The sequence below is a fragment of the Acidovorax sp. AC410 genome, assembly GCF_979253235.1.
Map to the genome: position 1 here is coordinate 4,079,894 of NZ_CEEDCG010000001.1, position 16,974 is coordinate 4,096,867.

The window sequence follows — 16,974 nt, forward strand, 5'->3', positions numbered from 1 at the left end:
CCAGATACCGAGGACTCTCCTCCTCGAATATCCCCCACCAGGTAGCTTGCTCAGACGGGCAAATCATACCATAAAATGCGAATCATTCTTATTATCGAGGATGGTGCATGCATACCCTGTCCGAAGAGTTCCTGGTGCTGTGCCGCCAGCTGGGGGAAGCGCAGACGCGTTGCAGCGACGCGCTGGCCCGGCAGGCGAGCGAGCTTGAGCAGTTGCGGGCCGAGGTGGTGCGTCTGCGCGCGGCCGTGGTGGTGCGCGATACGCGGCTGGCCGTGGCGCAGGACGATCTGCAGCAACTGCAGGCCGCGCAGCCAGGCTTGAAGCGCCGGCGCGACATGGCGCGCCACATCGCGGCGCTGGCCGAGCGCATCACCAGCCTCTCGCGCGAGTGCCTGCGCTGGCGCCTGCAGGCCGTGGCTGCGGCACAGGTGGAGCAACAGGCGCAGGCCGCCCCCGAGGCCCTGGCCCCGGCATCGCCCGCCCTCGATTCCAGCCTGGCGGCCGCCGACCTCGTGATCTGCCAGACCGGCTGCATCAGCCACGACGAGTACTGGCGCGTGCAGGACCATTGCCGGCGCACCGGCAAGCCCTGCATCCTGGTGGACCAACCGCTGGGTGCCGGCCCTGCAGAGAAGGCCCAGCCCGTGGTGGTGCTGCGCATGGCGCGCGGCATGCGCGCGGTCAGCGGCCTGCAGGCCGCGGAGGCCGCGACCCTGCCCGAATGACCGTGCGCCCAGGGGTGTGGCGTCGGATGGCGCGGTGGCACGCGCTACCATCCGCACATGCCCCCGCTTACCGACGACGCCCCCGCACTGCCGCTGGATGCCCAGGGCATTCTCGAACTGGCAGCGCGGTCCATGTTCCACCTGTTCTCCAGCGTCAGCCAGGGCATGTTCCTGGTGGACCTGAGCGGGCGCATCGTCTGGGTCAACGAAGGCTACCAGCGCTTTTTGCCCGATCTGGGTTTCTCGTCGGTGGACCAGTTCGTGGGCCGCATGGTGGAGGAGGTGATCCCCAACACCGGCATGCGCCGCGTGCTGGAGACGGGCAACCCGGTGCTGATCGATCTGCTCACCAACAAGGCGGGCACCTTCGTGGTCAGCCGCATCCCGCTGCGCGACGATGCGGGCAGCGTCATCGGTGCCATCGGCATCGTGCTCTTCGACCACCCTGAGACCACGCTGCAGCCGCTGATCAGCAAGTTCGCGCTGCTGCAGCGCGACCTCGACGATGCGCGGCGCGAACTGGCCAGCCAGCGCCGGCGCAGCCTGGCGGTGGCGGGCGACGGCGAGCGGCGCTCCAAATACACCTTTGCCAGCTTCATCGGGTCGAGCCCGGCCGCGGCCGAGGTCAAGCGCCAGGCGCGGCGTGCCGCGCAGTCCAGCAGCCCGGTGCTGCTGCTGGGCGAGACGGGCACCGGCAAGGAACTGCTGGCCCATGCCATCCACGCCGCGTCGAGCCGCGCCAGCGGCCCCTTCGTGAGCGTGAACATCGCCGCCGTGCCCGATACGCTGCTGGAGGCCGAGTTCTTTGGCGTGGCGCCCGGTGCCTACACCGGCGCATCGGCCAAGGGGCGCGATGGCAAGTTCAAGCTGGCCGATGGTGGCACGCTGTTCCTCGACGAGATCGGTGACATGCCGCAGAGCCTGCAGGCCAAGCTGCTGCGTGCGCTGCAGGAGGGCGAGATCGAGCCCCTGGGCTCCAACAAGCTGGTGCCGTTCAACGTGCGCATCCTGGCGGCCACCTCGCGTGACCTGGCGGCCCAGGTGCGCGAAGGGCGCTTTCGAGAAGACCTGTTCTACCGCCTGCACGTGCTGCCCGTGCGCGTGCCGCCGCTGCGTGCGCGGCGCAGCGACATCCCGGCGCTGGTCGAGTCGCTGGGCGACGACCTGGCGCTGCGCAATGGCACGCCGCCGCCCGAGCTGCTGCCCGATGCCATGGCCCTGCTGGCCGGCCAGCCCTGGCGCGGCAACATCCGCGAGCTGCGCAACGTGATCGAGCAGGCCGTGATGCGCAGCGAAGGCCAGTCCATCGACGCCGCGCAGCTCGAGCGCATCCTGCGCGAGGCGGGCGTGGAGCCCGCGGCGCCGGTGCAGGACACCACCGCCGTGGTGGTCGAGGCCGAGGACGCATCGCGCTACCTTCGCCCCCTGGCCGAGCAGGTGGCCGAGCTCGAGCAGCGCGCCATCCACGCCGCCATGAAGGCCCATGGCGGCAACAAGCTGGCCACCGCGCGGCAGCTGGGCATCTCACGTGCCACGCTCTATGGACGTCTGGAAAACCCTGAATAAATTTCAGGCAATTGTCTGAAATTCAGACAAAATGACTGTATTGAATTTGGACATCTCATGCGAGGTGTCAGCAAAAGTTTCATAGAAATCAACGGCTTGTGCATTGGCACGAACTGTGCAATGTTCAGGCATCACTACAAAGGAGACATCGCCATGCACCGTCGCACCCTGGTCGCACTCGCCACCGCCGCCGTTACCGCAGCCGCCACGCTTTCCGCACCCGCGTTCGCCCAGTCCGGCGAGATCCGCATCGCCCACATCTACAGCAAGACCGGCCCGCTCGAGGCCTACGGCAAGCAGACCCAGACCGGCCTGCTGATGGGCCTGAACTACGCCACCGGCGGCAGCATGACCGTCAATGGCAAGAAGCTCGTCGTGATCGAGAAGGACGACCAGGGCAAGCCCGACCTGGGCAAGAGCCTGCTGGCATCGGCCTACTCCGACGACAAGGCCGACATCGCCGTCGGCCCCACCTCGTCGGGCGTGGCGCTGGCCCTGCTGCCCGTGGCCGAAGAGTACAAGAAGATCCTGCTGGTGGAGCCCGCCGTGGCCGACGCCATCACGGGCGACAAGTGGAACAAGTACATCTTTCGCACCGGCCGCAACAGCAGCCAGGACGCCATCTCCAACGCCGTGGCCATCGACAAGGCCGGCGTGACCGTGGCCACGCTGGCGCAGGACTATGCCTTTGGCCGCGACGGAGTGAAGGCCTTCAAGGACGCGCTCAAGAACGCCAAGCTGGCCCACGAGGAGTACCTGCCCACGACCACCACCGACTTCACCGCCGGTGCCCAGCGCCTGATCGACAAGCTCAAGGACGTGCCCGGCCGCAAGGTCATCTTCATCATCTGGGCCGGCGCGGGCAACCCCTTCAAGATCGCCGACATGGACCTCAAGCGCTACGGCATCGAGATCGCCACGGGCGGCAACATTCTGCCGGCCATGGCTGCGTACAAGAACTTCCCGGGCATGGAAGGCGCCACCTACTACTACTTCGGCATCCCCAAGAACCCGGTGAACGAAGCCCTGGTGGCCGCGCACTACAAGGAGTTCAAGACCCCGCCGGACTTCTTCACCGCCGGTGGCTTCAGCTCGGCCATGGCGCTGGTCACGGCCCTCAAGGCCACGGGTGGCGACACCAACACCAACAAGCTCATCAAGACCATGGAGGGCATGAGCTTCGAGACGCCCAAGGGCAAGATGACCTTCCGCAAGGAAGACCACCAGGCCATGCAGAGCATGTACCACTTCAAGATCAAGGTGGACCCGGCCTTCGCCTGGGGCGTGCCCGAGCTGGTGCGCGAGATCAAGCCTGAAGAAATGAACGTGCCGATTCGCAACAAGCGATAAGCGCAACCGGATACGGTTTGCGTGGCCTGGAGCGCGCGGTACGCAGGTGCCGCACTCCAGGGTTCATCCCGCGGGGGCGGCCGCCCCTTTTTTTCCAGTGAATTGATGCATGAACCCCCGGGTTGACACGGGGGCTGGGTCGGTTTTTCTCAAAATTATTTGGAGACAAGACAACATGGCTTTCAATTTCATCCGGGCGGCCGCAGCAGGTGCTGCCATCGCGCTGTGCGCAACCGGCAGTGCATCTGCTGCCGTCAATCTCCCCGCACTCAAGATCGACAAGACGCAAACCACCGTGTCGGGCCTGTCGGCTGGCGGCTTCATGGCCGTGCAGTTGCACGTGGCCTACTCGGCCACCTTTGCCAAGGGCGCCGGTGTGGTCGCGGGCGGGCCGTTCTACTGTGCCGAAGGCTCCATCGTCAACGCCACCGGGCGCTGCATGGTCACCCCCGCCAGCATCCCCACCAGCACGCTGGTGAACACCACCAACACCTGGGCCAGCCAGGGCCTGATCGACCCCGTGGCCAACCTGCAGGCGTCCAAGGTCTACCTGTTCTCGGGCACGCTCGACAGCGTGGTCAAGACCGGATCCATGGACGCGCTGCGCACCTACTACAACAGCTTCGTGCCGGCCGCCAACGTGGTCTACAAGAAGGACATTGCGGCCGAGCACGCGATGATCACGGACGATTACGGCAACGGCTGCTCGACCAAGGGCGCCCCCTATATCAGCGACTGCAACTTCGACCTGGCCGGCGCCATGCTGCAGCACCTGTACGGCACGCTCAACGCGCGCAACAACGCCACGCTGCCCGCAGGCAACTACGTCGAGTTCAACCAGAACCAGTTCATCACCAACCATGGCATGGCCACCACCGGCTGGGCCTACATCCCGCAAGCCTGCCAGGCCGGCGGCAGCGCCACCTGCCGACTGCATGTGGTGCTGCACGGCTGCAAGCAGAACGTGAGCGACGTGCAGCAGCAGTACGTGCGCAACACCGGCTACAACCGCTGGGCCGACACCAACAACATCGTCATGCTTTACCCGCAGACCAGCCTGGCGGCCACCAACAGCTGCTTTGACTGGTGGGGCTACGACAACGCCAACTACGCCAAGAAGTCCGGCCCGCAGATGGCCGCCATCAAGGCCATGGTGGACCAGGTCGCAAGCGGCGGCGGCACCACCAACCCGCCCACCAACCCCGCGCTGCCCGCCCCCACGGGCGTGAACACCTCGGGCGCCACGGCCAGCTCCATGGTGGTGGGCTGGGGTGCTGTCTCGGGCGCGGCCAGCTACAACGTGTACCGCAATGCCAACAAGGTCAACGCCCTGCCGGTGAGCGCCACGAGCTATACCGACACCGGCCTGGCCGCCTCCACCAGCTACAGCTGGACGGTGCGCGCCGCCGATGGCAACGGGGCCGAGGGTGCCGCATCGGCAGCCGCTTCGGGCACTACGCTGGCGGCCCCTGGCGGCGGCGCCACCTGCACCACGGCGAGCAACTATGCACATGTGCAGGCCGGCCGCGCCACGCAGACGGGTGGCTACACCTATGCCAAGGGCTCCAACCAGAACATGGGCCTGTGGAACGTGTTCGTGACCACCACCCTCAAGCAGACCAGCCCCAACTACTACGTCATCGGCACCTGCCCTTGACAATGCGCTGAACGCCGCGCGTCCTGGCACCGCAAAGGGCAGGGCGCCCGGCATCCCTGAAAGACGACGACCGTGAAAGTGAAGCACCTCCCATGAGCACCTTGGCCACCAAGGACTTGACCATCCGCTTCGGCGGCCACGTGGCGGTCAACGCCGTGACCTGCTCCTTCGAGCCGGGCACGCTGACCGCCATCGTGGGCCCCAACGGCGCGGGCAAGACCACGTACTTCAACCTCATCTCGGGGCAGCTGCGCGCCAGCGCGGGCAGCGTGACCCTGGGCGGGCAAGACCTCACGGGCCAGTCGGTCTCGGCGCGCACGCATGCGGGCCTGGGCCGTGCCTTTCAGCTCACCAACCTGTTCCCCAACCTCAGCGTGCTGGAGAACGTGCGCCTGGCCGTGCAGGCCACGCAAGAGGGCAAGCACCGCCGGGGGCTGAACCTGTGGAGCATCTGGAGCGACCACCGCGACCTGACGGAGCGCGCGCGCGCCATCCTGCAGGCGGTGGCCATGCTGGACCGGCAGGACACGCCCGTGGCCAGCCTGCCGCACGGCGACCAGCGCAAGCTCGAAGTGGCACTGCTCATGGCGCTGGAGCCGCAGGTCTACATGTTCGACGAGCCCACGGCTGGCATGAGCCACGACGAGGCGCCCGTGATCCTGAACCTGATCCGCGAACTCAAGAAGGACAAGACCAAGATCATCCTGCTGGTGGAGCACAAGATGGACGTGGTGCGCGAGCTGGCCGACCGCATCATCGTGCTGACCAACGGCACCCTGGTGGCCGACGGCGCACCGGCCGAGGTGATCGCCTCGCCCGTGGTGCAGGAAGCCTACCTGGGTGTGACCAAGGAGGCCACTGCATGACCACCACTACCAACAATCTGCTCGAACTCAAGGGCGTACACACCCACATCGGGGCGTACCACATTCTGCACGGTGTGGATCTGGCGGTGCCCAAGGGCCAGCTCACCATGCTGCTGGGCCGCAACGGCGCCGGCAAGACCACCACGCTGCGCACCATCATGGGCCTGTGGCATGCGTCGCAGGGCAGCATCCACTTCGCAGGCCGCGACATCACGGCGCTCAACACCCCGCAGATCGCGGGCATGAACATCGCCTACGTGCCCGAGAACATGGGCATTTTCGCCGACCTCACGGTCAAGGAGAACATGCTGCTGGCCGCGCGCAACGCCAAGAACGCCGCGCAGATGGACAGCGCGCGGCTGGAATGGATCTTCAAGCTCTTCCCTGCGGTGGAGAAGTTCTGGAACCACCCTGCCGGCAAGCTCTCGGGCGGGCAAAAGCAGATGGTGGCCGTGAGCCGCGCCATCGTCGAGCCGCGCGACCTGCTGATCGTGGACGAGCCCAGCAAGGGCCTGGCGCCGGCCATCATCAACAACATGATCGAGGCGTTCGATCAGCTCAAGAAGAGCGGCGTGACCATCCTGCTGGTCGAGCAGAACATCAATTTCGCCAAGCGGCTCGGTGACACCGTGGCCGTGATGGACAACGGCCAGGTGGTGCATGCGGGCAGCATGGCCGCACTGGCCGCAGACGAGGCATTGCAGCGATCGCTGCTGGGGTTGGCACTATGAGCACCGCAACGACAACGACCACCACTTCCGCCGCGGCCACCAAGGCCATGCTGCGCGACTTCGACTGGAAGCCGCTGGCCCTGGTGCCGGCCCTGGCGCTGCTGGTGCTGCCCTTCATCGGCTCGCCCAGCACCTGGCTCACGCTCACCGTGGCGGGCCTGGCCATGGGCATGATCATCTTCATCATCGCCTCGGGCCTGACGCTGGTGTTCGGCCTGATGGACGTGCTCAACTTCGGCCACGGTGTGTTCATCGCGCTCGGTGCCTTCGTGGCCACCAGCGTGCTGGGTGCCATGGGCGACTGGACCGGCTCCGACCAGCTGTGGCGCAACATGGTGGCGGTGCTGCCGGCCATGCTGGTGGCCATGGCCGTGGCGGGCGCCGTGGGCCTGGCGTTCGAGCGCTTCATCGTGCGACCCGTGTATGGCCAGCACTTGAAGCAGATCCTCATCACCATGGGCGGCATGATCATCGGCGAAGAGCTGATCAAGGTCATCTGGGGCCCGCAGCAAATCCCGCTGCCGCTGCCCCAGGGCATGCGCGGCGCGCTGCTGATCGGCGATGCGGCCATCGAAAAGTACCGCCTGGTGGCGGTGGCCGTGGGCCTCCTGGTCTTTGCTGTGCTGGCCTGGACGCTGTCGCGCACCAAGGTCGGCCTGCTCATCCGCGCCGGCGTGCAGGACCGCGAGATGGTCGAGTCGCTGGGCTACCGCATCCGCCGCCTGTTCATCGGCGTGTTCGTCGTGGGCTCGGCCCTGGCCGGCCTGGGCGGGGTGATGTGGGGCCTGTACCAGCAGAACGTGGTGCCGCAGATGGGCGCGCAGGTCAACGTGCTGATCTTCATCGTGATCATCATCGGCGGCCTGGGGTCCACGGGCGGTGCGCTCATCGGCGCGCTGCTGGTGGGGCTGATGGCCAACTACACCGGCTTCCTGGTGCCCAAGGTGGCGCTGTTCTCCAACATCGCCCTCATGGTCGCGATCCTGCTGTGGCGTCCACAGGGCGTCTATCCGGTCGCCAACCGCTGAAGAGGAGCCCAAAGACATGCTGAACCGACTTCTCTCCGGCGACTACCCGCGCAGCAAGGTGCTGGCGGTGATCCTCGTGGCCATCTTCCTCGGGCTGGCGTTCGCGCCCTTCCTGTTCCCTGGCGTCAAGGCCCTCTCTGTGGCGGCCAAGGTGCTGATCTTCGTGGTGCTGGTCGCCAGCTTCGATCTGCTCTTGGGCTACACCGGCATCGTGAGCTTTGCGCACACCATGTTCTTCGGCATCGGGGCCTATGGCATCGCGGTGGCCACCACGCGCATGGGGCCCACCTGGTCGGCGCTGGCAGTGGGCCTGGGTGGGGCCCTGGTGCTCTCGCTGCTGCTGTCGCTCGCAGTGGGGCTCTTTTCGCTGCGCGTGCGCGCCATCTTCTTTGCCATGATCACGCTGGCCGTGGCGGCAGCGTTCCAGACGCTGGCCTCGCAGCTGTCGGACATCACGGGCGGTGAGGACGGCCTGACCTTCAAGGTGCCCGAGATCCTGTCGCCCAGCTTCGAGCCCTTCGATGAGCCCTTCCTGGGTGTCACGCTCGACGGGCGGTTGCTGTGCTACTACCTGCTGTTCGTGGTGGCCGTGGCACTGGTGCTGGCGCTGCTGCGCATCGTGAACTCGCCCTTCGGCCGTGTGCTGCAGGCGATCCGTGAGAACGAGTTCCGCGCCGAGGCCATCGGCTACCGCGTGGTGGTGTACCGCACCACGTCGAGCGTGCTGTCGGCCCTGTTCGCCTGCTGCGCGGGCGCCATGCTCGCGCTCTGGCTGCGCTACAACGGGCCGGACACCTCGCTGTCGTTCGAAATCATGATGGACTGCCTGCTCATCGTCGTCATCGGTGGCATGGGCACCATCTACGGCTCGGCCATCGGCGCCGTGCTGTTCCTGGTGGCGCAAAGCTACCTGCAGGATCTGCTGCGCCTGGGCAGCGAGGCCGCCTCGGGCCTGCCCTGGCTGTCGGCACTGCTCTCGCCGGACCGCTGGCTGCTGTGGCTGGGCGTGCTTTTCGTCTTGTCGGTGTACTACTTCCCCACCGGTGTGGTGGGGCGCCTGCGCGCGGCAGCAGCGCGCAAGGTGGCGTGAGGGCCAGGCCCGCAACCTGGCCGGGGTGAAGCTGCGTTCCAGAAGTTCAGAAAAACACAACTCGGAGACAAACGCAATGAAATGCCTGAAGAAAAAGACGACGCAAAGAACCGCGATGATGGCCGTGTCCGCCGCAGTGCTCGCAGCCTGCGGTGGCGGTGGGGGCAGTGACAGCACGGGCGGGGTGAACACGCGGCCCGCCTACCTTGGCACCATCACCGAGTCCCGCTACGACGGCAGCAGCAACGACCTGCTGACCGCCGGCCTGGGTGCGAGCGGCCTGGCTTCGGCCACGCCACCCGCCTATGCCGATGCACTCAAGCCCACCGGTGCCGAACTGCGCCGCGCCGCCATCTACAACAACTACCGCGCCATGCTCGACATGACGGCCGCCGGTGGCTACGGCACGCTGTATGGTCCCAACGTGGACGCCCAGGGCCGTGTGGCCACGGGCGAGGGCAAGGTGCCCGGCACCGAGTACATCGCCTATGCCGACGACGGCAGCGGCCGCCAGAACGTGACCCTGATGGTGCAGGTGCCCGACAGCTTCAACCCCGCACGGCCCTGCATGATCACGGCCACCGCCTCGGGCTCGCGCGGCGTCTACGGCGGCATCTCCACCGGCGAATGGGGCCTCAAGCGCGGCTGCGCCGTGGCGTACTCCGACAAGGGCACGGGCGCCGCCCCGCACGACCTGCAGAACGACACCGTGCCGCTGATCGACGGCACGCGCACCACGGCCGCAGCGGCCGGCAAGAACGCGGCCTTCAACGCCAACCTGGCCCCCGCGCAACTGGCGGCCTTCAACGCCGCCACGCCCAACCGCTTTGCCTTCAAGCACGCGCACTCGGGCCAGAACGCCGAGAAGGACTGGGGCACGACCACGCTGCAGGCGGTGGAGTTCGGCTACTACGTGCTCAACGAGCGCTACGGCTCGCTCACCGTCTCGGGCCAGCGCATCAAGTCGCTCACGCCGGGCAACACCATCGTCATCGCGTCCAGCATTTCCAACGGCGGCGGGGCGGCCATCGCGGCGGCCGAGCTCGATACCCAGGGCCTGATCAGCGGCGTGGCCGTGTCCGAGCCTGCGGTGGAACTGCCGGCCAACCCAGGTGTCACCGTGCAGCGCGGCGGCACCGCCATCGCCGTCACGGGCCGCCCGCTGATCGACTACACCACGCAGGCCAACCTGTACCAGGCCTGCGCATCGCTCGCGCCCTCGGTCAGCGCCAGCCCGTATGCCGCGGCCTTCGCCGCTGGCTTTGCCGGTGCGGCCCTGCCCATCGCACCGGGGCGCTGTGCGGCCCTGCGCGCGCGCGGCCTGCTCACGGCCGACAGCACGGCGGCCCAGGCCGAGGAGTCGCTGCAGAAGCTGCGCGCCTACGGCTGGGAGCCCGAGTCCAACGACCTGCATGCCTCGCTCGCGGCCTTCGAGGTCGCGCCTGCGGTCGCGGTGACTTTTGCCAACTCGCTCTCGCGCGCCAGCGTGCAGGACCACCTGTGCGGCTTCAGCTATGCAGGGGCCACGACCGCCGGTGCCGTCACCCCGCTGGCGCCCCCCGCCGCGCTGGCTGGCATGTTCGCCACCGGCAACGGCGTGCCACCAGCGGGCGGCGTGCAGCTCATCAACAACCGCGCCAAGCAGGGGCCGGCGCGTGACTTCCTGTCGGTGGCCGACAGCGGCGCTTTCGACTGGAACACCGAGGGTGCCGTGTGCCTGCGCAACCTGGTCACCGGCAGCGATGCTGCGGCGCGCAAGCTGCAGGCCGGTGTCGATGAAACGCGCCGCAATGGCAACCTGCGCGGCAAGCCGGCCATCATCGTGCACGGCCGCGCCGATGCGCTGCTCCCCGTGAGCCACACCTCGCGCCCCTACACCGCGCTCAACAAGCGCGTGGAGGGCGCGGCCAGCAAGCTGAGCTATGTGGAGGTGGCCAACGCCCAGCACTTCGACAGTTTCATCGGCCTGCCCACGGTGCTGCCCGGCTACGACACGCGCTATGTGCCGCTGCATGTGTACCTGAACCGCGCGCTCGACGCCGTGTACGAGCACCTGGCCACCGGCAAGGCGTTGCCCGCCAGCCAGGTGGTACGCACCGTGCCGCGTGGCGGCACACCCGGCAGCGCCCCGGCCATCACCGCCGCCAACGTGCCGCCGCTGGCCGACGTGCCCACCGCGGGCAACGCCATCGCCGTGACGGCAGCCGGAGCCATTGCGATCCCCGAATAACGACCCTACAACAACAAAGCTGCCGGGCGCGTTGCCGCACCCAGTGGCACAAAGGACGGACATGAACACATGGAACACATGGGGCCGCTGCATGCGCGCGGCCCTGGGGATACTCGGACTGACGGGGCTGCTGGCGCTGATGGCAGTGCCCGTGCGCGCCTCCGAGCTGGTGGTGGGCCAGGTGGCGCCGCTGTCGGGCGTGCTGGCCAGCACGGGCACGCAGATGGTGCTGGGCGGCAAGATCTACTTCGACGCCATCAACGCCCAGGGCGGCGTGCATGGCGCCACCATCCGCCAGTGGGTGGTGGACGACGGCTACAAGGTGCCCGACACCGTGCGCCTGACGCGCGAGATGCTGGCAAAACCCGAGGTGGTGGCGCTCTACGGCTTTGCCGGCACGGCCAACGTCACGCAGTTGCTGACGGACGGCGTGCTGGAGCAGGGCGGCGCTGCGCTGGTGGCGCCCTACACGGGGGGCGAGTCGCTGCGCAGCCCGTTCAACCCCTGGATCTTTCATGTGCGCGCGGGCTATGGCGACGAGGCCGAGCACATGGTGCAGCAGCTGACCACGCTGGGCATGAACCGCGTGGCCGTGATGTACCAGGACGACGGTTTCGGCCAGGCCGGCCTGGCGGGCGTGGAGGCGGCGCTGGCGCGGCGCAACCTGAAACTCGTCGTCTCGGCCGGCTATGAGCGCAACACCGACAAGGTGGACGATGCCGTCAAGGCCATCAAGGCCGCCGACGTGCATGCCGTGATCATGATCGCCATCAACAAGCCCGCGGCCGCCTTCATCCAGCGCTACCGCGAGCAGGGCGGCGGCGCGCAGCTGTACAACATCTCGGTGGTGGACCCGACCGAGCTCGTGAAGCTCGCCGGCCTCAAGAACGCGCACGGCCTGGGCATCAGCCAGGTGGTGCCCTACCCCTTCCGCCCGCAACTGCCCGTGGTGCGCGAGTACCAGGCCCTGCTCAAGAAGTATGCGCCCGAGGCCGAGGTCAACTACACCAGCTTTGAGCAGTTCCTGGGTGCCAAGGTGCTGGTCGAGGCCTTGCGCCGCGCCGGCCCCGCGCCCACGCGCGCCAAGGTGGTCAAGGCGCTTGAATCGCTGCAGAACTACGACCTGGGCGGCATCAGCCTGGGCTATTCCCCCACCAACCGCATCGGCTCGCGGTATGTAGAAGTCACCGTCATCGGCAGCAACGGCCGATTAATGAAGTAGGGCGGACCACCGTCCGCTCCCCCAATCCACTGACTCACAAGGTTGTCCACCATGACCCCGTTATCGCGCTATGCCACCTGCGCCGGCTATGAAATCCACTACACCGAATGGGGCGCGCCCGATGCACCGGTGGTGGTGGCCTGGCACGGCCTGGCCCGCACCGGCCGCGACATGGACGACCTGGCCGCCCACCTGGCGCCGCGCTTTCGCGTGATCTGCCCGGACACCATCGGCCGGGGCCTGAGCCAGTGGGCGCGCGAGCCGGCCCAGGAGTACCAACTGCGCTTCTATGCCCGCATCGCGGCCGGGCTGTTCGACGCACTGGGCATCGAGCAGGCGCACTGGGTGGGCACTTCCATGGGCGGGGCCATCGGCACGGTGTGTGCGTCCGGCCTGTTCGAGCCGGGGCTCAAGGGCCGCATCCGCAGCCTGCTGCTCAACGACAACGCGCCGCGCCTGGCCGACGATGCGCTCGGGCGCATCAAGGCCTATGCGGGCCAGCCGCCCGCGTTCGATACCGTGGCCGAGCTGGAGGCCTTCTTCCGCCAGGTCTACCAGCCCTATGGCTGGCTCAGCGATGCGCAGTGGCGCCGCCTGACCGAGACCAGCACCCGCCGCCTGCCCGACGGCCGGGTGACCCCGCACTACGACCCGGCCATGGTGCAGCAGTTCACGCACCACGCCAACGACTACCTGATCTGGGACCACTACGACGCGCTCGACATCCCCGTGCTGTGCCTGCGTGGTGAAGACTCCGACCTGGTGCTGCGCGAGACGACCATCGAGATGCTCACGCGCGGTCCTGGAGCGCGCGGCCAGGCGCGTGTGATCGAGGTGCCCGGCTGCGGCCATGCACCGGCCCTGAACGTGCCCGAGCAATACGCGCTGGTGGACCGCTTCTTTGTGCATGGCGTGCAGGACCCGGGGTCTGCAGAGCCTGCGCTGGTGCGCACGGCGGGTGGGCCTGCGGCCAGCGCGCTGCCGCGCTCGCAGTACCGGGCACCTACCCGGCTGCAATGGCCCTGAGAACGATGGCTTGGCCCTGGTGCATGATGGGGGTATGGGCCTCCCTTTGACATGCTGACAGACCACCTGCGTTCGTTCCCGCAGGGCTTTCGCGCCCTCGTCCTGGGTGCCTCGGGTGGTATCGGCAGTGCCTTCGTGCAGCACCTGCAGGCCGACCCGCGCTGTGCGCTGGTGACCGGGCTGGGCCGCAGCACGCTACCTCCCATCGATTTCGAGCACGAAGCCACGGTGTCCGAGGCGGCGGCAGCGCTGGCACCGCAGGGTCCGTTTCACCTCATCATCGTCGCTACCGGCATGCTGCACGGCCCCGAAGGCATGCCCGAAAAGCGCCTGGGCCAGCTCCACTATGCGCAGATGCAGACCTGCCTGCGCACCAATGCCATGGGCCCGGCGCTGGTCATGGCGCACTTTGCGCCGCTGCTGGCCAAGGACCGCAGCGTGCTGGCGGTGTTGTCGGCCAAGGTGGGCAGCATTGGCGACAACCGCCTGGGCGGCTGGTACAGCTACCGCGCCTCGAAGGCGGCGCTGAACATGTTCCTCAAGACCGCCGCCATCGAAGTGCAGCGCGGCAACCCGCAGGCCGTGCTGGTGGCGCTGCACCCGGGCACGGTGGACTCTGCCCTGTCGGCCCCGTTTCGCGGCGCCGAGATCGGCCGGCCGGCGGCGGACGCGGCGGCCGACATGCTGCTGGTGATCGATGGGCTCACGCCCGAATGCACGGGCGGCTTTTACGCCTACGGCGGGCAGCAGTTGCCCTGGTAAGGCCACCCCGCGGTGGATATTTGCGGTGTTCGCCTACACAGAGTTCGGCACGGGCGGTACACCATGCGAAGGCTTTTTGTCCTCGCTGTTTCTCTGCCCTGTAAAGCCGATGCGTACCCAATCCGAAACCTTCAAATTCACCCGCGCTCGCAAGGTGGCCCACGGAAGATTCGCCCACGCCAACACGGATGCCATCGGGGTACTGCAGTTCTGGACGGCGCTGGGCGCAGGCCGGTCGGGGGAAATTCTCTCTCAGCCAGGCGACGAGTGCCTGGTGGCACGTGTCACCTACCCGCTGCAGCAGGGCATGCTGGCCACCAGCGAGCTGCACCAGTGCTGTGTGGCGCGTGGGATCATGCGCGAATCAGTAGAGGACGAATAGCTTTCACATGGCAGCGCTGAAAAGCGCTGCGCGGCAGCAGGGTCAGTGCCTCGAGGCCTCCCCGCTGTCTTCGCGACGGGCGCGCCCGTCAGCCGCCAAACACATTGATCGGCGTTGGCGCCAAATGCTCCCTGAGCTTCTGTTCTGCGGTGTAGAGCGCTTCAGGGTAGCTGGCCCACTCACGGCGAACGGTCAGCACGGGCGAGCCGTCCTCCTCGAAGATGAAGACCCGCTCCGGCACGTTCGAGGGCGCAGCCAGCGCCAGCGGCCGGACCAGGTAGGTCGATCCGTCGATTTGGAGATTGGGTGGCCAGGGGAGACCGATCGCAGGCATGGTGGTGATGGGGTGTAACTGAATGAACGATGCCCCATCCTACCCAGGCAAACGCCCAATTCGGCAGTTCCGGGCCCAACTAGAGAGGATGTCCTACGTGGACAACACGGCTGGGCCATCGCGTGGGTGGAACAATGGTCCCGGTCCCTCTGCAGGAGCGCTCCGATGCAACCCACCATCACCGCCTTCGAACGTTCGCCCGACCGCGGCCGGGGCCTGGCGCGCGACATGCGCGTGCGCTGGGCACTGGAGGAGGTGGGGCAGCCCTACGGCGTGCGCCTTGTCTCCTTTGCAGCGATGAAGGCGCCCGCGCACCGGGTCCTCCATCCATTCGGGCAGATACCCACCTATGAGCAAGAGGGCCTGGCGCTGTTCGAGACCGGCGCCATCGTGCTGCACATCGCCGAGACCCATGCGGGCCTGCTGCCGGCCGAGGCCCACGCGCGCTCGCGCGCCATCATGTGGATGTTCGCCGCGCTCAACACGGTCGAGCCGCCCATCGTCGAATGGGGGGCCGCGAAGATCCTTGAGCATGACAAACCCTGGTACGCCCAGCGCCAGTCCATGCTCGAAGACCGGGTGCGCGTGCGCCTGGCCGAGCTGGCGCAGCGCCTGGGTGAGGCCGACTGGCTGGACGGTGGCACCTTCAGCGCCGGCGACCTGCTGATGGTGACCGTGTTGCGCCGCCTGGGCGATCCGTCGCCACTGCTCCAGGAGCAGCCCAGTCTGCTGGCGTATATCGCACGCGGCGAGGCGCGGCCTGCCTACCAGCGCGCGTTTGCGGACCAGTTGGCCGTGTTCACGGCAAGTGCGAAAGCCGGGTGACTCAGCGCCGGAACCGCTCCCCATTGAAATATGACAGCTCCACGAAGTCCGTGCCGCTGTGGTCCTGCGGGCCGTAGCGCAACTCGAAGCCGCCCATGTCGTAGGGGCGCATGGTGTGCAGCGCCTCCATGAGCTTCTCGCGCGATGCAGTCCGGCCGGCGCGGCGCAGGGCCTCGATCATCAGGCGCGCGCTCAGGTAGCCCTCCAGAGACGAATAGCCCGGCTCGGCGCCGGCCGCGCTGGCCTTGAGCGCATCGCGGTAGGCCTTGACGATGGGCTTGGCCACGTTGTCGGGGTTGGGCGCCACCTGCGCCACGGTGATGCCGCGCGCCGATTCACCCAGCGCCGCCAGCAGGGGACGCGAACCCAGGAACGAGATCGAGAACGCGGGCGCCTTCACGCGCTGGCGCAGCGACTGGTAGAACGGTATGCCCACGGCCCCCACCGCCAGCGAGATCAGGGCCGTGGGCTGCCAGGCCGTGATCTCGTCGACCGTGCGCGCCACGCCGTCGGGCGTTTCGGGCAGGAGGAAGGCCTTCCAGTCCTTGTTGTTGTGCACCTTGGCCGCCGCATCGAAGGCCGCCAGCGTGGCCTTGCCGAACGGGTTGTCGATATAGGCCACCGCACATTTGGTGAAGCCCGTGGAGCCCAGCTGCTGCACGATCTTGTGGAGCTCCTGCGAATAGCTGGCACGCGCATGGAACACCAGGGGGTTGAACGGCCGCAGCGCGTCCGACCCTGTGGCCGGCGCGATGACCGGCACCTTGGCCGCCATGGCCACGGGCAGCGCGCCCATCACGCTGGTGGTGCCGCCGCAGGACAGCAGGGCGAAGACCTTGTCCTCTTCCAGCAGCTTCTTCGCGTTGGCCCCCGCCTTGGCCGGGTCGCCGCCATCGTCGGCGCTGGTGAACTGCAGGCGCCGCCCGTCGATGCCACCGCGCTCGTTGACCTCCTGGAAGGCTGCGGCAATGCCCTTGTTCATCTCCACGAAGGGGAACGCCAGCGGCCCCGTGAGCGCGGCCGTCTGGCCGATGCGCCAGGGCTCGGTCTGCTGTGCCAGTGCCCAGCCGGGCAGGGCGACAGCGGTGGCCGCTGCTGATGACAGCACCCTGCGGCGCGTGAGGGGAGGCGCGAGGGGCGTGGAGAAGGGGTGCATCGGCGTGTCTCCTGTTGTAGTGCT

The 16,974-nt window shown here is 67.6% G+C and carries 16 protein-coding genes; 14 read left to right on the plus strand and 2 right to left on the minus strand.

Features of this window, described 5'->3' with window-relative positions; all coding sequences use genetic code 11:
• The first annotated feature begins 107 nt into the window (after nucleotides 1–107).
• The 13 genes from AC0IZS_RS18940 to AC0IZS_RS19000 all read left to right on the plus strand — a co-directional run bounded on the left by AC0IZS_RS18940 (nucleotide 108) and on the right by AC0IZS_RS19000 (nucleotide 14,635).
• Nucleotides 108–725 (plus strand): DUF2325 domain-containing protein, encoded by a 618-nt coding sequence (locus AC0IZS_RS18940; protein WP_471637017.1) that lies wholly within the window; start codon nucleotides 108–110, stop codon nucleotides 723–725.
• A gap of 57 nt (nucleotides 726–782) precedes the next feature.
• Complete coding sequence (locus tag AC0IZS_RS18945; RefSeq protein WP_471637018.1) at nucleotides 783–2,291, plus strand: sigma-54 interaction domain-containing protein; 1,509 nt, start codon at nucleotides 783–785, stop codon at nucleotides 2,289–2,291.
• A gap of 153 nt (nucleotides 2,292–2,444) precedes the next feature.
• Complete coding sequence (locus tag AC0IZS_RS18950; RefSeq protein WP_471637019.1) at nucleotides 2,445–3,641, plus strand: substrate-binding domain-containing protein; 1,197 nt, start codon at nucleotides 2,445–2,447, stop codon at nucleotides 3,639–3,641.
• Nucleotides 3,642–3,816: 175 nt separating this feature from the next.
• The gene (locus tag AC0IZS_RS18955; protein ID WP_471637020.1) at nucleotides 3,817–5,298 is read left to right on the plus strand and encodes an extracellular catalytic domain type 2 short-chain-length polyhydroxyalkanoate depolymerase; all 1,482 of its coding nucleotides are present in this window, start codon (nucleotides 3,817–3,819) and stop codon (nucleotides 5,296–5,298) included.
• Nucleotides 5,299–5,390: 92 nt separating this feature from the next.
• A complete protein-coding gene (locus tag AC0IZS_RS18960; RefSeq protein ID WP_471637021.1) occupies nucleotides 5,391–6,164 on the plus strand; it encodes an ABC transporter ATP-binding protein in 774 nt (257 codons plus the stop codon).
• Nucleotides 6,161–6,895, plus strand: coding sequence for an ABC transporter ATP-binding protein (locus AC0IZS_RS18965; RefSeq protein WP_471637022.1), 735 nt, complete (start codon nucleotides 6,161–6,163; stop codon nucleotides 6,893–6,895). The genes AC0IZS_RS18960 and AC0IZS_RS18965 overlap by 4 nt, the downstream gene beginning before the upstream one ends.
• Before the next feature lie 47 nt (nucleotides 6,896–6,942).
• A complete protein-coding gene (locus tag AC0IZS_RS18970) occupies nucleotides 6,943–7,923 on the plus strand; it encodes a branched-chain amino acid ABC transporter permease (protein WP_057201018.1) in 981 nt (326 codons plus the stop codon).
• A gap of 16 nt (nucleotides 7,924–7,939) precedes the next feature.
• Complete coding sequence (locus AC0IZS_RS18975) at nucleotides 7,940–9,013, plus strand: branched-chain amino acid ABC transporter permease (protein WP_471637023.1); 1,074 nt, start codon at nucleotides 7,940–7,942, stop codon at nucleotides 9,011–9,013.
• A gap of 76 nt (nucleotides 9,014–9,089) precedes the next feature.
• A complete protein-coding gene (locus AC0IZS_RS18980; protein WP_471637024.1) occupies nucleotides 9,090–11,243 on the plus strand; it encodes a D-(-)-3-hydroxybutyrate oligomer hydrolase in 2,154 nt (717 codons plus the stop codon).
• A gap of 61 nt (nucleotides 11,244–11,304) precedes the next feature.
• The gene (locus AC0IZS_RS18985) at nucleotides 11,305–12,465 is read left to right on the plus strand and encodes an ABC transporter substrate-binding protein (RefSeq protein WP_471637025.1); all 1,161 of its coding nucleotides are present in this window, start codon (nucleotides 11,305–11,307) and stop codon (nucleotides 12,463–12,465) included.
• A gap of 51 nt (nucleotides 12,466–12,516) precedes the next feature.
• Nucleotides 12,517–13,491, plus strand: a complete 975-nt coding sequence (locus tag AC0IZS_RS18990) for an alpha/beta fold hydrolase (protein ID WP_471637026.1) — start codon at nucleotides 12,517–12,519, stop codon at nucleotides 13,489–13,491.
• 51 nt (nucleotides 13,492–13,542) lie between these two features.
• Complete coding sequence (locus tag AC0IZS_RS18995; RefSeq protein ID WP_471637027.1) at nucleotides 13,543–14,253, plus strand: SDR family NAD(P)-dependent oxidoreductase; 711 nt, start codon at nucleotides 13,543–13,545, stop codon at nucleotides 14,251–14,253.
• 109 nt (nucleotides 14,254–14,362) lie between these two features.
• The gene (locus AC0IZS_RS19000; RefSeq protein WP_471637028.1) at nucleotides 14,363–14,635 is read left to right on the plus strand and encodes a hypothetical protein; all 273 of its coding nucleotides are present in this window, start codon (nucleotides 14,363–14,365) and stop codon (nucleotides 14,633–14,635) included.
• Nucleotides 14,636–14,723: 88 nt separating this feature from the next.
• On the opposite strand, the gene AC0IZS_RS19005 is transcribed toward AC0IZS_RS19000, so the two are convergent.
• Nucleotides 14,724–14,969, minus strand: coding sequence for a hypothetical protein (locus AC0IZS_RS19005; protein ID WP_471637029.1), 246 nt, complete (start codon nucleotides 14,967–14,969; stop codon nucleotides 14,724–14,726).
• 165 nt (nucleotides 14,970–15,134) lie between these two features.
• On the opposite strand from AC0IZS_RS19005, the gene AC0IZS_RS19010 reads away from it, so the two are divergent.
• Nucleotides 15,135–15,794 (plus strand): glutathione S-transferase family protein, encoded by a 660-nt coding sequence (locus AC0IZS_RS19010; protein WP_471637030.1) that lies wholly within the window; start codon nucleotides 15,135–15,137, stop codon nucleotides 15,792–15,794.
• A 1-nt stretch (nucleotide 15,795) separates the two neighbouring features.
• On the opposite strand, the gene AC0IZS_RS19015 is transcribed toward AC0IZS_RS19010, so the two are convergent.
• A complete protein-coding gene (locus tag AC0IZS_RS19015; RefSeq protein WP_471637031.1) occupies nucleotides 15,796–16,950 on the minus strand; it encodes an ABC transporter substrate-binding protein in 1,155 nt (384 codons plus the stop codon).
• Between the last annotated feature and the right edge of the window lie 24 nt (nucleotides 16,951–16,974).

Excerpts from the sequence above, each read along its gene's own strand:
- AC0IZS_RS18940 (WP_471637017.1), top strand. The coding sequence starts at position 108 with ATGCATACCCTGTCCGAAGAGTTCCTGGTGCTGTGCCGCCAGCTGGGG.
- AC0IZS_RS18945 (WP_471637018.1), top strand. The coding sequence starts at position 783 with ATGCCCCCGCTTACCGACGACGCCCCCGCACTGCCGCTGGATGCCCAG.
- AC0IZS_RS18950 (WP_471637019.1), top strand. The coding sequence starts at position 2,445 with ATGCACCGTCGCACCCTGGTCGCACTCGCCACCGCCGCCGTTACCGCA.
- AC0IZS_RS18955 (WP_471637020.1), top strand. The coding sequence starts at position 3,817 with ATGGCTTTCAATTTCATCCGGGCGGCCGCAGCAGGTGCTGCCATCGCG.
- AC0IZS_RS18960 (WP_471637021.1), top strand. The coding sequence starts at position 5,391 with ATGAGCACCTTGGCCACCAAGGACTTGACCATCCGCTTCGGCGGCCAC.
- AC0IZS_RS18965 (WP_471637022.1), top strand. The coding sequence starts at position 6,161 with ATGACCACCACTACCAACAATCTGCTCGAACTCAAGGGCGTACACACC.
- AC0IZS_RS18970 (WP_057201018.1), top strand. The coding sequence starts at position 6,943 with ATGCTGCGCGACTTCGACTGGAAGCCGCTGGCCCTGGTGCCGGCCCTG.
- AC0IZS_RS18975 (WP_471637023.1), top strand. The coding sequence starts at position 7,940 with ATGCTGAACCGACTTCTCTCCGGCGACTACCCGCGCAGCAAGGTGCTG.
- AC0IZS_RS18980 (WP_471637024.1), top strand. The coding sequence starts at position 9,090 with ATGAAATGCCTGAAGAAAAAGACGACGCAAAGAACCGCGATGATGGCC.
- AC0IZS_RS18985 (WP_471637025.1), top strand. The coding sequence starts at position 11,305 with ATGAACACATGGAACACATGGGGCCGCTGCATGCGCGCGGCCCTGGGG.
- AC0IZS_RS18990 (WP_471637026.1), top strand. The coding sequence starts at position 12,517 with ATGACCCCGTTATCGCGCTATGCCACCTGCGCCGGCTATGAAATCCAC.
- AC0IZS_RS18995 (WP_471637027.1), top strand. The coding sequence starts at position 13,543 with ATGCTGACAGACCACCTGCGTTCGTTCCCGCAGGGCTTTCGCGCCCTC.
- AC0IZS_RS19000 (WP_471637028.1), top strand. The coding sequence starts at position 14,363 with ATGCGTACCCAATCCGAAACCTTCAAATTCACCCGCGCTCGCAAGGTG.
- AC0IZS_RS19005 (WP_471637029.1), bottom strand. The coding sequence starts at position 14,969 with ATGCCTGCGATCGGTCTCCCCTGGCCACCCAATCTCCAAATCGACGGA.
- AC0IZS_RS19010 (WP_471637030.1), top strand. The coding sequence starts at position 15,135 with ATGCAACCCACCATCACCGCCTTCGAACGTTCGCCCGACCGCGGCCGG.
- AC0IZS_RS19015 (WP_471637031.1), bottom strand. The coding sequence starts at position 16,950 with ATGCACCCCTTCTCCACGCCCCTCGCGCCTCCCCTCACGCGCCGCAGG.